Origin of the sequence: Leisingera sp. NJS204 (assembly GCF_004123675.1) — a bacterium.
Classification (GTDB): Bacteria; Pseudomonadota; Alphaproteobacteria; order Rhodobacterales; family Rhodobacteraceae; genus Leisingera.
In genome coordinates, this window is sequence record NZ_CP035417.1 from 1940544 (window position 1) to 1955229 (window position 14686).

Here is a 14686-nt window from a genome sequence, read left to right on the forward strand (position 1 = left end):
CCATGGTCGTTGAAAAGAGGGCAGAAGCGGAGGTCAAGGCCTTTGAGTATAACGCTAAAGAAGGTGTTCGCGCTGTCGCGTTCGTCTGGTTCTTGCGCCGCATTGCCTACCCTCTTTTCTTCGTATTCCTGAGTGCCGTCTTTATGGCCTTTGCCGTGAATGGTGTTGTCGCTGGGCTTCTCTGTTTGGCGATTTTTGGAGGGCCTGGCCTGTTGCTTTGGGGGTTCACCTCCCGGCAAGGACAAAAAGTGTTGGAGTATTGGAAGAAATGATCATCACAACCACACCAAACGTCGAAGGCTACCAGATCGCCGAATACAAGGGCATCGTGGTGGGCGAGGCGATCATGGGCGCCAATGTTGTGCGCGATGTCTTTGCCTCGATCACCGATATCGTCGGCGGCCGCTCGGGCGCCTATGAAGGCAAGCTGCAGGATGCCCGTGAAACCGCACTGGCCGAACTGGAAGACCGGGCCCGGGACAAGGGCGCCAATGCCGTTGTCGGCGTGGATCTGGATTACGAAGTGGTCGGGCAGTCCATGCTGATGGTCTCGGCCAGCGGCACCGCGGTGGTGCTGGGATAAAAATGCAACGGCTCCAGCCGGGGCCATGGAATATCGCGGGCTGTATGCCCGCAAGACATGTGAGACGAGGAAAAAATGCTCGAAATCAAAAACCTGCACGTCAAACTTGAAGACGAAGACAAGCAGATCCTGAAAGGCGTCGACCTGAAAGTCGAAGCTGGCAAAGTACACGCCATCATGGGGCCGAATGGTTCGGGCAAATCCACTCTGTCTTATGTGTTGTCCGGCCGCGACGGTTATGAGGTCACCGACGGTTCTGCCGAGCTGGAAGGCGCAGACATCCTGGAGATGGAGCCGGAAGAACGCGCCGCAGCCGGCATGTTCCTGGCGTTCCAGTACCCGGTGGAAATCCCCGGTGTGGGCAACATGACCTTCCTGCGCACCGCGGTGAACGCACAGCGCAAGGCCCGCGGCGAGGAAGAGCTGTCGGCCTCCGACTTTCTGAAAATTATCCGCGCCAAAGCCAAAACCCTGAAAATCGACGCCGACATGCTGAAGCGCCCGGTCAACGTCGGATTCTCCGGCGGTGAGAAGAAGCGCAACGAGATCCTGCAGATGGCGATGCTGGAGCCGAAGCTGTGCATCCTTGATGAAACCGACTCCGGCCTTGACGTGGACGCGATGAAACTGGTGGCCGAAGGCGTAAACGCGCTGCGCGACGAGGGCCGCGGCTTCCTGGTGATCACCCACTATCAGCGCCTGCTGGACCACATCAAACCGGACGTGGTTCACATTCTGGCAAACGGCCGCATCGTCAAGACCGGCGGCCCCGAGCTGGCGCTGGAAGTTGAGAACAACGGCTATGCCGGCATCTTGGCAGAGGAGGCGTAAATGGCTCTGCCGGAAGTAAAGCAAAGCGCAACCGAGGCGCGGCTTTCCGCGCTGACCCTGCCGGAAAGCGGCTGCCTGAAGGCGGCCCGGCAGGCAGCGCTGTCGCGGGTCCAGACCATGGGCCTGCCCAGCCGCCGGGATGAGTATTGGAAATATACCCGTCCCGAAACCCTGGTGCAGGCTGAGGCTCTCAATGCCGCAGTGTTCGCTGCGGAGGAAACACCAATGTTCAGCGCTTTTGAGCGGTTGAACATTGTTTTTGTCGATGGCGTTTTTGACTCTGAAGCCTCGGATGATTTGTCGTTGGAAGGTTTGACCATCGACCGGATCGAGGATATCTGCTGCAAAGATATCCATTGGGCCAAAGACTTGTACGGTGTTCTTGAAGCACGTGGCCAAACCCCGGTGGAACGCCCGCTGGCTGCGCTGAACACCGCTTTTGCCACCGATGGCGTGGCGATCCGGGTGACCGGCAAGGTCTCCAAACCGATCAACTTTACCTATGTGCACTCGGATGAGAGTTCCGACGCGATCCTGCATCACGTGATCCGCGTGGAAGATGGCGCCGAGGTAACAATCCTGGAAAACGGCCCGGCGGCCTCGCGCTTTAACAAATGCATGGAGATCGACATTGCCGACGGTGGCAAGCTGCATCTGGTGCGGGCACAGGGCCGCGACCACGAGCGCCGCGCGGCAACGCATCTGTTCACCCGTCTCGGCACCGAGTCTGTGTTCAAGTCGTTCACCCTGACCGTGAACGGTGTGCTGACCCGCAACGAGGCGGTGATTGAGCTGACCGGCGACGATGCGGTTGCGCATATTGCGGGCGCTTGCGTCGGCGATGGCGACTTTCACCACGATGACACCGTGTTCATCACCCATGACGCGGTGAACTGCGAAAGCCGCCAAGTGTTCAAGAAGGTGCTGCGCAACGGGGCCACTGGTGTGTTCCAAGGCAAAATTCTGGTGAAGGAAGGCGCGCAAAAGACTGACGGGTATCAGATTTCCCAATCCTTGCTGCTGGACGGCGACAGCCAGTTCCTGGCCAAGCCGGAACTGGAAATCTATGCTGATGACGTCGCCTGCTCGCATGGCTCTACCTCAGGTGCGATCGACGAGGAAGGCCTGTTCTACCTGCGCTCGCGCGGGGTTCCCCATGCCGAGGCGACCGATCTGATGACGTTGGCCTTTCTGGCCGAAGCGGTGGAAGAGATCGAGGACGCGGAGATCGCGGCCGACATCGTCTCCCGCCTCGAAGGCTGGCTGGCCCGGCGCCGCTGATGTCCGTTACCACGGATATCCCGGCGACCTACAGGGGGCCGCGCAAGGTGTTTGCGCGGCTTCTGGACATGGGCGTGCGCGAAGACCGGCTGTTGATTTTCCTGCTTAGCGGCTGTGTGCTGACCTTTGTGGCGCAGATGCCGAGGCTGGCGCGCGAGGCGCATCTGTCGGGGCAGGAGCTGAATATGCTGCTGGGCGGGTCATTGCTGGGCATCGTGTTTATCGCGCCGCTGATCCTGTACGTGCTGGCACTGGCCGCGCATTGGATTGCCCGCGCGGCAGGCGGGCAGGGCGCGGCCTATTGCGCCCGGCTGGCGCTGTTCTGGGCTTTTTTGGCAGCCAGCCCGCTGATGCTGCTGAACGGGCTTGTCGCCGGTTTCATCGGGACTGGTCCCGCCTTGAACCTGGTGGGGGCACTGTGGTGTGCGGTCGTTCTGTGGTTCTGGGTGTCCGGCATGATCCAAGGGTATTGGGCAAAGTAATGAACGCACTTGCCGCCTTTGCTCTGCTGACGGTGAAATCGCCGCGGGATGCTGCGCATCAAATCCTCGCCCAGGATTGGCCGCGCGAGGCGCTATGGACAGGCTTTCTGCTGTCAGTGGTGCTGAACACTTGCGTCTATACACTGCAGCAAGTGCTGTTTCCGCTGCCGCCTGAAGTTCTGATACCGCGGTTTGCGCCTGGCGCCTATTTTGCGGTTATCCTGCTGCTGCAAATCAGCTTCATCGCCATGCTTGCAACCACTGGCCGATGGCTGGGCGGTCAGGGAAATCTTGCTGAACTGCTTGCACTGGTGACCTGGCTGCAATTGCTGCAAGCAGGCCTTAACGCAGCTGTTGTCGCGATGCTGCTGGTTATGCCGGCCCTGGCTGCCCTGCTGAATATTGCGGCGAACATCATGGTGTTCTTTATCCTCTTGCACTTCGTCAATGCGGCGCACAAATTCGGCTCTGTCTGGCGGTCGCTTGGGGTCGTCATGATGGCCAGCATGATCCTGGTGTTTGCCCTTCTCTTTATCGTGGGTCTGATCGGCCCAGCCAATCTGGGACTTCCCGAAAATGTATGACGTGGAAAAAATCCGTGCCGACTTTCCGATCCTTGCGCGGGAGGTGAACGGCAAGCCGCTGACCTATCTGGACAACGGTGCGTCGGCCCAGAAGCCGCAGGCCGTGATCGACGCGGTAACACGCGCCTATTCCGAGGAATATTCCAACGTTCACAGAGGTTTGCACTTTCTTTCTAACCTCGCGACAGAGAAATACGAAGCCGTGCGCGGTGTTATCTCCCGCTTCCTGAATGCAGGGGATGAAAACACTATCGTGCTGAATTCAGGCACCACCGAGGGCATCAATCTGGTCGCCTACGGCTGGGCCATGCCGCGGTTTGAAGCGGGGGATGAGATCATCCTGTCGGTGATGGAACATCATGCAAACATCGTGCCCTGGCACTTCCTGCGTGAACGCCAGGGCGTGGTGCTGAAATGGGTCGACGTGGGAGATGACGGCAGCCTGGACCCGCAGAAGGTGATCGACGCGATCACCCCCAAGACCAAGTTGATTGCGGTCACGCAATGCTCAAACGTGCTGGGCACTGTGGTGGACGTGAAAGCGATCACCCAAGGCGCCCATGCCAAGGGTGTGCCGGTACTGGTCGATGGCTCGCAAGGGGCGGTCCATATGCCCGTCGACGTGCAGGATATCGGTTGCGACTTCTACGCAATTACCGGTCACAAGCTGTACGGCCCCTCCGGCTCGGGTGCGATTTATATCAAGCCTGAACGCATGGCTGAGATGCGCCCGTTCATCGGCGGCGGCGACATGATCAAGGAAGTTTCCAAGGAGCAGATCATCTACAATGATCCTCCAATGAAGTTCGAGGCCGGCACGCCGGGCATCGTTCAGACCATCGGATTCGGCGTAGCGCTGGACTACATGATGGATCTCGGCATGGACAATATCGCCAGGCACGAGGGCGGGCTGCGCGATTACGCAATGCAGCGTCTGACTGGCCTCAATTGGGTGAATGTGCAAGGGCAAGCAACTGGGAAGGCTGCGATTTTCAGCTTTACAATGGAGGGTGCAGCGCATCCTCATGATGTTTCTACCATTCTCGACAAAAAAGGTGTGGCGGTGCGTGCAGGCCATCATTGCGCCGGACCGCTGATGGATCATCTGGGCGTGTCCGCCACCTGCCGTGCCTCTTTTGGCCTCTACAACACCAAGGAAGAGGTCGACACGCTGATCGACGCGCTGGAGCTGGCACACGAGTTGTTTGTCTGACGAGCTGCCACCGACCCGCGAAGACGGCGCCCAATGGGCGCCGTTTTGTGTTTCAGAACTGAGGCAGCTGGGAACAGAAGTCTTCAGCTAGTCCCGGCAGCTTCATTTTGCGGAATTTCAATCATTCATGTGTTTGTCGACCATCCGCTGCACCATCGGCGCAAAATGCCAGTAGTCGGGCGTTTCCATGTCCGCGCGTTTGCCAGCCTCGTCCAGGTAGCGCACGGCGATGATCTGCTTGAGGTTTGGGTTCTTCTCCATCTCGGTCACTTCTTCCGCATTCATCGGCCCGCCTTGCAGGTTCAGCGAATGCACGGAAGCCTCTGATAAACGGTTGAAATACTCGGGCTTGGTGGCGCAGAGATAGCGTTTGGCCGCCACATGGTACCGCACGCAGTCGGTGATCACAGAAGGGAAGAACTGTTCCAGCACCTCGGCGCCGGCCTCCTCGTGAAACCGGTCTTCGGTGTCATCCATGGAGAAAGTGCCGAACTCGCTGGTGAAATGGCCAATATCGTGGAGAAGCGCCCCTACGATGATCTCTTCCGGCTGGTTGTTCGCTTCGGCGATGGTGGCGCCTTGCAGCATATGTTCGGTCATGGTGACCGGCTCGCCCAGGTATTCTTCGTCGCCGCGGCGGTCAAAGATATCGCCGATGAAGGCGACAATGTTGTCCTGGGTCAGTGTGCTGAAATCCGGCTTGTTCATTGTTCAGCCCTCCAGCTGGGTATTCAGAACGTTCAGGGTCGACAGCAGCCCGTCCTTGTCAGCGTAGCAGCCCTGCAGCCAGCGCGAACCTGAACCGGAATACCCCAGACGCGCATGCATCACTCGGGTGTTGTCGACGATGAAGCTCTCGCCCGGTTCCAGTTTGAAAGAAACGCCCATGTCCGGATCGTCGATAAATTCGCCCAGACGGCGGTATGCGGCGTAATAGGCCTCCATCTTTTCAAAGGGCACGTCCACAAAAGGCGCTGAAGACCTGTTGTTGAAGCGCATGCCGATCATCTCGCCATCAGGCGCGAGTTCAATCATCGGGCGGCGCGAGCGCAGATGCACGCCGTCGGAGCCCTTGTATTCGAACCGGGCCGGGTAGCCGGCAAGCAGCGCAAAACCTTCCGGGTCCTCTTCGCGCAGCCGTTCCGCCGCGCGGAACCCGTCCACCACGATGCTGTCGCCGCCTTCTGCCGAATTTTCCAGGCAATACAGGATCTGCAAGCTTGGCACCGGATCGCGGTAGGGGTTATCAGTATGCGCCTGCAGCCCCAGGCCGGTATAAGCGAGGTTGGTCGGGTTCACCTCGGTCCGCACTTCGAAGAAGCGTCCGTAGTTGGTTTCACGCACAAACCCGAACATCTCCGCACAGTCGATCAGAGCGCCTTCCTTGACGGGGCCGTTCACCAGCTTGGCAAAGCCGAGACGGGCAATCGCATCCAGCCAGTCGCGCTTGACCATGGGGTCGGTCTGCACGTCGTTCCAGTCAAAGGCGGGCGCCGGTTGGCTGCTGTTCCAGGTCTGAATGTCTGGTGCAGTGCGGCCAAATTTAGTATCCTTGTCAATGTCATAGGCGTGTGATTTCAACCATTCCTCAGGGAAGGTCACAGTCTTGCCGTCCGGCGCAAAGGTCACTGTCAGGGCACCGTCTTCCACCAATGCGGTGCTGATCCTGGTGTCCGCGGGTATATCGCCGATGGTGATCAGGCGCTGGCCGTTACCTGGTGCGCGGGTTTCTGGATCCAGCGCATTGTCGCGCAGCCAGATCGCGTGAAAACGGCACTGTTGGCCGTCTTCAAAAGTCAAAGTCAGAAAACTGCCGGATGTGTCAGCGGTTACGGAACGGGGCATTGGATCTCTCCGGTTGGCTTGGTTCTCCCTTGCGCTAATACCGAGGCTGAGCCATCAAGAGAACGACGGAAATCGGGGTTTGAGGGTTAGGTTTTCTAATGCCCAGGAAAGCGACCAAACAGGGCTTGCCGCCGCTTGATTGGCTGAAGGTGTTTGAAGCAGCTGGCCGGCTTGGCAGTTTCACAGCTGCGGCGGAGGAATTCGGCGCCACACAGGCCGCGGTCAGCCAGCGGATCCGGAACCTGGAATCCTGGCTGGGGCGGCAGTTGTTTATTCGCTCGGCACGCGGTGTGACGCTGACTGTGGATGGCGAAAGTTACCTGCCGCTGGTTCATGATACTCTGCTCGCATTAGAACAGGGCACCGATAATCTATTCGGTCAAAGCGCCAGGGAGCTGAGGGTTGCGGCCTTGCCATCACATCTGGAGATGCTTTTGCTGCCGCGGCTGGGTCTGTTTTCAAAGACCTACCCGGACTTGCGCCTGGTTACGGAAACCGTTCCAAAACGACTTGAGTTCGAGGCGGCCGACGGGGCTTTGCACATCCGCTACGGACGCGGCGGCTGGCAGGGGCGCGACGGGGTCTTGCTGGCAAATGAAGTGCTGCAACCAATGACAGCACCTGGAAAAGCGGCCGGGTGGCGGCAGCTTCCGGTCATAGAATTGCGTGGAGAACGGCCGGGCTGGGCGGAGTGGGCCAGAGTGACGGGTGAATCGGAGCCTGATGCCGGTCCTGTGTCTGTAGACTCCATGGCGCATGCCTTGCGGACTGCCCGGTTGGGGATGGGTGTTGTTTTGGGATCCAGGGCTTTGGCTGCAAATCTCTTGCAAACAGGGCAATTGGAATGCGCGCCTGCGCCGGAACTGGCTATAATTGAAGGTTATTGGCTGACTTGGCCGCCGAGCCTTGGCAAATCGCCACGGCAAAGAGCCCTGCTGGAGGCATTTAGCCAGGCACTCCGGCAGTAGGAATGCAATGCTGTGAAGCTTTACCCGTGCAAACAGCAGGGTATCTAAGGGCGTTTGAGGCACCGTAGTCAGCTTGCGGAGGAAGCAAAGCCGCTGGATTGAAACACAACCCACGGCTGCGGGCATTTTTGAGAAATCCTGAACTGGCGGTAGAAAGTCAGAGCCAACGCCATAGTTTCTCTCTTGCCGGTTATCGGCACAGCGGAGGGTGTTCTAATGCGGGTGACAAAATATGCTGCGGCGGTGAGTCTGATTGCCGCAACATTTTTGCCCGGTATTGGGCATTCCTCTCCCGATGTGACCCAGGTTCAAGCACGGTTCCGAGCGTTGGAGGCGCTTTACTTCCTGCCGTTGGGGGCCTTCCCTGCAAGAGAGCTTCATACGATTTATCCGGGCGATCTGATTGATGTAGACAGAGGCACAAGGATCCAGGGGGCCGGCGGTAATAAGAAAAACACATGTTATCCTGCGCTTACGATTAAAGGTCCCCATGACAGTAAGGAGGCAGGGTTCTTGGGGACAATGAGCGCTGAACTGCTTGTCGGTGGATCAGGCGGCGCAGGGCCAGGCGGCCTCATAACTATCGACGCTGCTGGGCGTTTTGCGATGTCTAAACTCGCCAAATTCGACGTCGAACGTTTGACCCAAATGGATCCTTCTACCGGGGAAAGCGTATTGTATTATCCTGAAGCCACTCCGGAATGCAGCCCTTATGCTGACGTCCTGGCGTATGACTTCCGTGGGCGGGCGATAATCTCAAGGGTTTTCAGAGGCCGGGAAGTGCTGGTCGCGGGCATCTCTCTAAATGCAGGGGTCTCTGGCTCCATTGAAAAGTCCGAACTTTTATCGGTTCTTGAAGCCGCGGCTGGCATTAGCGCTCTCCCTATTGATTCCGTGACGGTTTCGGCAGATGGGCGAAGCGCCGGCTTCAACGTGATTTCAAAGCCTGGAAAGGGACATCTCGCCCTGGGATATCTACCGCTGCATCTGAACAAGCGCCAAGTTGCCGCGGTGCATTATTCCCTGCAAGGCCAGCGCGGCACTGAACTTAGAAGTTTGGTCAATGCGGCGCTGAACACACCTGAACCAGGGGTATTTGCGGATATCGTTCAGGAAATCCGAGCGCTCTTCGGAGGTGAGCTGGACGATGAAGCTTGGGCCAACAGGTTTCTTTCAGCTCCGCCGGAACTTGCCGGCGATTTCATGCAACCGGCTGAGGAGGTGTTGAAAGCGTTTGGCGAGGAGGCTCCGGACTATCTACGCAGCCTCGCTTATTACGCGGCGGCAGCTGAACTATCCAGCGCAGTTCACGATTTTCAGGAGTAAGGCGCAGGAGGCTTGGAGGGCGGGCATTCCAGCACAGTATAGGCAACAATCGCTGGTATCCTGGATGGACAGGTATAGGTAGATTTTCAGGGGATTTTGGCGCACCTGAGAGGATTCGAACCTCTGGCCTCTGCCTTCGGAGGGCAGCGCTCTATCCAGCTGAGCTACAGGTGCGTTGTTAAAGCGGGGTATAACCGTGCTTCGCAGCCTCTGCAACGGGAAAAACCGGCTGTTTACAATTTCATGGCCAAAGCTGGAGGCGTTCCGGGCTGGCGTGTGTTCTCAAACCTAAAAAGCCCGCACTAGAATATGCGGGCTTGCATTCTTGCAAAGATATGGCAGTCAGCCGCGCCAGGTGCGAACAACACCGCAATCCATATGCACGAAATTCGAACGCTGGTACTTACCGACACCGCCGGCGTGGCAGGCCTCGGCGGCCTTTGCCATTTGCGACACTGACCGTGATGCCAGCCGCAGATCTGCAGCCTGGCCGCGCATATGCAGGGAGTTTTTTGCAACTCCGCGTGAGCGGCTGCGCAGCATTGCATTGGTTTTCGGGCTGCGGTAGCCGGACAGCAGCATAAAGGGCTCGTTCACATCCAGCAGATTGTGCGATGCGGCCATGATATCAATGGTGCGAAGGTCCATGTCTTTGACCTGATCCGTCCGCCAATCGCGCATGAAATGATTGACTTCCCTGACCGCGTCTTTGATGTACTGGCCGTCGATCCAGTAGACCATGTCCAGACGTTCGCCGGTACGGCCGGAATACATGCGGATCCGGCGGATATCACCGCCGCCTCGCAAGAAGCCTGCTGCATTGGAAAAAGTCGGGGCTGCTGCCACTGCGGTTGCAGCAAATACACCCAAAAGAGAACGCCGGGAGATCCCCGTGCCCGTGGTTTTCGCCATTTTCACTGCGCCGTCCCGTACGCTTCTAGTCCTGCCTAATCGCCCGATGTTACGGGCTCGCCAACTGTCTTAGTTAACGTGCGGCATGTATGGCACAGCCTGAATCTGGTTCCAACATTTCTTTGCCGCACTAGAACGGATAGCCCGTTTTTCGGCAATTTCTTGCGCAAAAGGGGAGGGGCATGGAACTTTTCCCCGCGACTGTTGCAACAGGGCTTCTTAGACGCGGCATCGGTGCATCAATGTTAACATTTCGCAAATGTGAATGGACAACACCGGCTGGCATTTACCAGAATTTCAGATAGGCACCGCTACGATTAGTAAAAAAACGGCTCAAGGACCGGATATTATGACGCGCGCATCCGCAGGAAACTTTTTGCCGGGGATTAAGGCAGGGCTGTTTGCCCTGGCCTTGGGCAGCCTGACCGCGGGGACTGTTTCCAGTTCAGCGCAGGCTGAAATTTCGGCGGCTTTCCGCCAAGCAGTGGCTGAAGCCGCCTCCGGCAGCGATGCCGTGGCCAAATTCTACCGCGAAAACGGATATCAGGCGATTTGGACAGGCACGGATGAGGCGTCGCGCCAGCGCCGAACCGCCTTGTTAGCGGCGTTGAACGAAACCAACGCCCATGGGCTGCCGGACCGTTCAGCCGAGGTCAGCGCGCTGCTGCAGCAAATGCGCGGCGTTCGCACCACACGTGATATCGGCACCATCGAGGCCACGCTTAGCCAGGCACTGGTGGACTATGCGACAGACCTGCAAACCGGCCTGCTGGTGCCGTCGCGGATCGACGATGGCATGGTGCGCAAGAAACATACGGTTGACGGGACCGGCTTTCTGGAGGGCATCCGGGATCAGCAGCCTTATGCTTATATGCGCAGCCTGGTGCCTGCTTCGCCGCAATACCGCGGTTTGATGCGCGAAAAACTGCGGCTGGAGCAGATCCTTGCGGCGGGCGGCTGGGGGCCGGGTGTCAACGCCAAGAAACTGGAACCTGGTGATCAGGGGCCGGCTGTCATTGCCCTGCGGAACCGTCTGATGGCGATGGGGTATTTGCAGCGGAGCGCTGCACGCAGCTATGACGCCGCGCTGGAACAGGCTGTGCAAAGCTTCCAATCCGATCATGGATTGGAAACCGACGGCGTGGCTGGCGCTGGCACAATCGCCGAGGTAAACAAACCTGTCTCCAACCGCTTGAAGTCCATAATCATCGCGATGGAGCGTGAGCGCTGGCTGACACCCGACCGGGGTGAGCGGCACATTCTGGTCAACCAGACCGACTTCACCGCCAAGATCGTTGATAATGGCGATGTGACCTTTGAAACCCGTTCGGTAATCGGCAAGAATACACATGACCGCCGCAGCCCGGAATTCTCCGACGAGATGGAGCATATGGTGATCAACCCGAGCTGGTATGTGCCGCGCTCGATCATCACCAAGGAGTATCTGCCCAAGCTGCAGAGCAACCCTAATGCGGTCGGCCATATCCAAATCACCGATCGGCGCGGCCGGGTGGTAAACCGAGGGTCCGCTGATTTTTCACAGTATACTGCGCGGAACTTTCCGTTCTCCATGCGGCAGCCCCCCAGCAGCCGCAACGCGCTGGGACTGGTCAAATTCATGTTCCCGAACAAATACAACATCTATCTGCACGACACCCCGCAAAAGAGCCTGTTTGCCCGCGAAGTGCGCGCTTTCTCGCATGGCTGCATCCGGCTGGCGCAACCGTTTGAATTCGCCTACGCATTGCTGGCCAAGCAAAGCGAAAACCCGAAAGATTTCTTCCACCGTATCCTGAGCAGCGGCAAGGAAACCAAGGTGGCGCTGGAACATAAGGTTCCGGTGCATATCATCTACCGGACCGCCGTTGTGTCCAGCAAAGGCCGCGCGGAGTTCCGCCGTGATGTCTATGGCCGCGACGCCAAGATCTGGGCGGCGCTGGAGCGGGCGGGGGTGGTGCTGCCCGGCGTTCAAGGGTAAGTAGCAGGCCCACACAGGATTATTCTGAAAGGGCCTGCCATGTTCACTATCCGCCAGATCGCTGAGTCCCTGGGAATTGAAGCACAGGGCGACCTGGACCTGAAAATTGCGGGCGCGGCGGAGCCGCAGGATGCAAAGGCAGATCAGATTGCCATGGCCATGGCGCCGAAATACGCCGATGGCCTGACGGCAGGCGGGGCGCAGGCCGCGGTGCTGTGGGAGGGGGCGGACTGGCAAGCCTTCGGACTGAAAGCCGCGATTTTTGCGCCGCGTCCGCGCCTGACCCTGTCCGGCGTGACCGCCATTCTGGACCGCGGCCAGGGTTTCGCTGCCGGTATTCACCCCTCTGCAGTGATCGACCCCACGGCTAAGCTGGGAGAGGACGTGTCGGTTGGCCCGCTGGCTGTCATCGGTGCCGGCGCCGAAATCGGTGCCCGTTCGGTCATCGGTCCGCATTGCTACATCGGAACAGATGCGGTGATTGGCGAGGACGCCCAGTTGCGCGAAATGGTCTCGATCGGCGCCCGGGCAACCATCGGCGACCGTTTCCGCGCCCAGCCTGGCGCACGTGTCGGCGGCGATGGTTTTTCATATGTCACACCCGAAGTTTCCGGCGCTGAAAACGCCCGCAAGACTATGGGCGATCAGGGCGAAGCCAGGGCGCAGGCCTGGGTCCGCATCCACTCTTTGGGGGCGGTCACCATTGGCGATGACGTGGAAATCGGCTCCAACTGCACTTTGGACAACGGCACCATCCGCGATACGGTGATCGGCAATGGCAGCAAGCTCGACAATCAGGTGCATGTGGGCCACAACACCCGGGTCGGGAATGATTGCCTGCTATGCGGCCAGACCGGCATTTCCGGCTCTGTTGATGTCGGCAACAATGTGGTGCTGGGCGGCCAATGCGGCGTGGTCGACAATATTTTCATCGGCGACGGGGTGATCGCCGGCGGCGGCACCAAGATCCTGTCGAACGTGCCCGCGGGCCGGGTGATCATGGGCTATCCCAGCGTCAAGATGGAGACCCACACTGAGATGTATAAAGCACAACGCCGCCTGCCGCGTTTGATGCGTGACATCGAATTGTTAAAAAAGGCTGTTTTCAAGTAACGGCGGAATTACTACATCTGCCTCAGCCACAACGTCGGGGATCTTCACATGAGCACGCAGGACAAGGTCATTGCAATTATTGCCGAACAGGCGGTTCTTGAGCCGTCGGATGTGACCCTAGACAGCACGTTGGAGGATCTGGGCATTGATAGCCTGGGCCTGGTGGAAAGCATCTTTGCCATTGAAGAGGAGTTTGATGTTTCAATCCCTTTCAATGCCAATGAACCCGAAAACAGTGATTTCAACATTTCCAATGTCGCGGCGATCGTCGAAGGCATCGACAAGCTGATTTTGGAAAAAGCGTAAGAAAGCCGATGAAGCGCGTCGTCATCACCGGGGCTGGAACCATCAATGCCCTGGGACATTCCGTGCCCGCCACACTGGAGGCCATGCGCGAAGGCCGTTGCGGCATTGGAGAATTGGAGTTTCGCGATGTGGACCGCCTGGCAATCCGCATCGGCGGTCAGGTTCGCGGATTTGAGGCAGAAGGGCGGTTCAACCGCCAACAGATGAGCCTCTATGACCGGTTCACCCAGTTCACCTTGACCGCGGCCAAAGAGGCGATCGAGCAATCAGGCCTGGAGTTCCATGGCGATCTGTCTGCCAAGGCCGGCGTGGTTCTGGGCAACTCCGGCGGCGGCATGCAAACGCTGGATGAGAACTACCGCAGCGTTTACGAGGACGGCAAGAACCGGGTGCACCCCTTTGTGGTGCCCAAGCTGATGAACAATGCGGCAGCCGGGCATGTGTCCATGCAGTTCAACCTCAAGGGTCCCAGTTTCACCGTGTCCACGGCCTGTGCGTCCTCCAATCACGCGATGGCGCAGGCGTTCCAGATGGTGCGCTCGGGTGTGAGCCCGGCAATGATCACCGGCGGCTCTGAATCCATGCTGTGCTTTGGCGGGGTCAAGGCTTGGGAAGGGCTGCGGGTGATGTCCAAGGACGCCTGCCGCCCGTTCAGCGCCAACCGCAATGGCATGGTTCAGGGCGAGGGCGCGGGAATTTTTGTGTTCGAAGAGTATGAGCACGCCAGGGCACGCGGTGCAGAAATTCTGTGCGAAGTCATCGGCTTTGCCATGTCCTCGGACGCTTCCGACATCGTGATGCCCAGCAAGCAGGGCGCCGCCCGTGCCATTTCGGGCGCACTGTTGGATGCCCGTATCAGCGCGTCTGAGGTAGGATATATCAACGCTCATGGCACTGGCACTGCCGCCAATGACAAGACCGAATGCGCTGCTGTCGCGGATGTATTCGGTCCCCATGCGGACAGCCTGATGATCTCCTCCACCAAGTCCATGCATGGCCATCTTATCGGCGGCACCGGTGCGGTGGAGCTGCTGGCCTGCATTATGGCGCTGCGCGACGGGGTGATTGCTCCGACTATCGGCTATGAAGAGCCCGATCCGGAATGTGCGCTGGATGTGGTGCCGAATGAGGCCCGCGAGGCCAAGGTCGATGTGGCCCTGTCCAACGCCTTTGCCTTTGGCGGGCTGAACGCGGTGCTGGCCCTGCGCAAGGTCTGAACCAAGCAAAGAAAAACGCCGCGGCCCGAAGGCGCGCGGCGTTTTCA

General features: G+C 58.7%; 16 protein-coding genes and 1 tRNA gene. 13 read left to right on the forward strand and 4 right to left on the reverse strand.

Annotation, left to right across the window (positions count from 1 at the left end; translation table 11 throughout):
- The first annotated feature begins 2 nt into the window (after positions 1-2).
- The 7 genes from ETW24_RS09520 (at position 3) to ETW24_RS09550 (ending at position 4974) form a co-directional block, all read left to right on the forward strand.
- Positions 3-272, forward strand: coding sequence for a hypothetical protein (locus ETW24_RS09520; RefSeq protein WP_129370838.1), 270 nt, complete (start codon positions 3-5; stop codon positions 270-272).
- Positions 269-583, forward strand: a complete 315-nt coding sequence (locus tag ETW24_RS09525; protein WP_129370839.1) for a heavy metal-binding domain-containing protein — start codon at positions 269-271, stop codon at positions 581-583. Before ETW24_RS09520 ends, ETW24_RS09525 begins: the two co-directional genes overlap by 4 nt.
- A gap of 75 nt (positions 584-658) precedes the next feature.
- Complete coding sequence (sufC, locus tag ETW24_RS09530) at positions 659-1414, forward strand: Fe-S cluster assembly ATPase SufC (protein WP_129370840.1); 756 nt, start codon at positions 659-661, stop codon at positions 1412-1414.
- Positions 1415-2695 (forward strand): SufB/SufD family protein, encoded by a 1281-nt coding sequence (locus ETW24_RS09535; RefSeq protein WP_129370841.1) that lies wholly within the window; start codon positions 1415-1417, stop codon positions 2693-2695. It begins immediately after the preceding gene.
- Positions 2695-3177: a YIP1 family protein gene (locus ETW24_RS09540; protein ID WP_129370842.1), complete on the forward strand. Its 483-nt coding sequence runs from the start codon at positions 2695-2697 to the stop codon at positions 3175-3177. Before ETW24_RS09535 ends, ETW24_RS09540 begins: the two co-directional genes overlap by 1 nt.
- On the forward strand, positions 3177-3761 hold the full coding sequence (locus tag ETW24_RS09545) for a YIP1 family protein (protein ID WP_129370843.1): 585 nt from the start codon (positions 3177-3179) through the stop codon (positions 3759-3761). The genes ETW24_RS09540 and ETW24_RS09545 overlap by 1 nt, the downstream gene beginning before the upstream one ends.
- Positions 3754-4974: a cysteine desulfurase gene (locus tag ETW24_RS09550; protein WP_129370844.1), complete on the forward strand. Its 1221-nt coding sequence runs from the start codon at positions 3754-3756 to the stop codon at positions 4972-4974. Before ETW24_RS09545 ends, ETW24_RS09550 begins: the two co-directional genes overlap by 8 nt.
- 117 nt (positions 4975-5091) lie before the next feature.
- Here ETW24_RS09550 and tmpB read toward each other — a convergent pair whose 3' ends face one another.
- Positions 5092-5682: a (R)-1-hydroxy-2-trimethylaminoethylphosphonate oxygenase gene (gene tmpB / locus ETW24_RS09555; RefSeq protein WP_129370845.1), complete on the reverse strand. Its 591-nt coding sequence runs from the start codon at positions 5680-5682 to the stop codon at positions 5092-5094.
- A 3-nt stretch (positions 5683-5685) separates the two neighbouring features.
- Entirely contained in the window at positions 5686-6819 is a 1134-nt protein-coding gene (gene tmpA, locus ETW24_RS09560; RefSeq protein ID WP_129370846.1) for a 2-trimethylaminoethylphosphonate dioxygenase, read from the reverse strand.
- A gap of 98 nt (positions 6820-6917) precedes the next feature.
- Here tmpA and ETW24_RS09565 point away from each other — a divergent pair, with 98 nt between their 5' ends.
- Both ETW24_RS09565 and ETW24_RS09570 read left to right on the forward strand, forming a co-directional pair.
- Positions 6918-7787 carry a LysR family transcriptional regulator gene (locus tag ETW24_RS09565; RefSeq protein WP_129370847.1) on the forward strand — a complete coding sequence of 290 codons (870 nt, stop codon included), beginning with the start codon at positions 6918-6920 and terminating at the stop codon, positions 7785-7787.
- Positions 7788-8003: 216 nt separating this feature from the next.
- The gene (locus ETW24_RS09570; protein WP_129370848.1) at positions 8004-9113 is read left to right on the forward strand and encodes a hypothetical protein; all 1110 of its coding nucleotides are present in this window, start codon (positions 8004-8006) and stop codon (positions 9111-9113) included.
- Between the two features lie 97 nt (positions 9114-9210).
- Here ETW24_RS09570 and ETW24_RS09575 read toward each other — a convergent pair.
- Positions 9211-9287 (reverse strand) — tRNA-Arg (locus ETW24_RS09575).
- A gap of 168 nt (positions 9288-9455) precedes the next feature.
- The gene (locus ETW24_RS09580; RefSeq protein ID WP_129370849.1) at positions 9456-10025 is read right to left on the reverse strand and encodes a YcbK family protein; all 570 of its coding nucleotides are present in this window, start codon (positions 10023-10025) and stop codon (positions 9456-9458) included.
- A 349-nt stretch (positions 10026-10374) separates the two neighbouring features.
- On the opposite strand from ETW24_RS09580, the gene ETW24_RS09585 reads away from it, so the two are divergent.
- The 4 genes from ETW24_RS09585 to ETW24_RS09600 are packed head-to-tail and all read left to right on the forward strand — an operon-like array spanning position 10375 to position 14639.
- Complete coding sequence (locus ETW24_RS09585; RefSeq protein ID WP_129370850.1) at positions 10375-12003, forward strand: L,D-transpeptidase family protein; 1629 nt, start codon at positions 10375-10377, stop codon at positions 12001-12003.
- Between the two features lie 39 nt (positions 12004-12042).
- A complete protein-coding gene (lpxD, locus tag ETW24_RS09590) occupies positions 12043-13116 on the forward strand; it encodes a UDP-3-O-(3-hydroxymyristoyl)glucosamine N-acyltransferase (protein ID WP_129370851.1) in 1074 nt (357 codons plus the stop codon).
- A 48-nt stretch (positions 13117-13164) separates the two neighbouring features.
- Positions 13165-13422 carry an acyl carrier protein gene (locus tag ETW24_RS09595; protein WP_129370852.1) on the forward strand — a complete coding sequence of 86 codons (258 nt, stop codon included), beginning with the start codon at positions 13165-13167 and terminating at the stop codon, positions 13420-13422.
- Between the two features lie 8 nt (positions 13423-13430).
- Positions 13431-14639 carry a beta-ketoacyl-[acyl-carrier-protein] synthase family protein gene (locus ETW24_RS09600; RefSeq protein WP_129370853.1) on the forward strand — a complete coding sequence of 403 codons (1209 nt, stop codon included), beginning with the start codon at positions 13431-13433 and terminating at the stop codon, positions 14637-14639.
- The last annotated feature ends 47 nt before the right edge of the window (positions 14640-14686 follow it).